The organism is Pseudomonas sp. AC463 (assembly GCF_979253585.1).
On the sequence record NZ_CEEDDZ010000880.1, the window covers coordinates 1 to 254 of the forward strand.

Consider the following 254-nt stretch of genomic DNA (forward strand, 5'->3'; position numbering starts at 1 on the left):
GGCGGCGCTAGAGGTTGAGCGCGACGAAACCGCCGCGCGCTGGATCGCAGAGCGCGATGCGGTGAAGGCGGTAGGCGACGCGCGCGTGGCGATCGACGGGCTGGCGGCGGATGCGCCGGACTATGCCGACAAGATCCAGCTGCTGCGCGATGCGCAGGCGAAGGTGCTGGAGGTGCAGGGCAAGGTGCCGATGGTGTACGACGTGGTCGACCGCGCCGTCGTCGCCGAAGTACTGGCCGGATGGACCGGTATTC

At 69.3% G+C, this 254-nt stretch carries 1 protein-coding gene; it reads left to right on the forward strand.

The window, feature by feature from the left end:
- On the forward strand, positions 1-254 hold a 254-nt coding region (locus AC0IYH_RS32740), incomplete at both ends, for a hypothetical protein (RefSeq protein ID WP_471838529.1).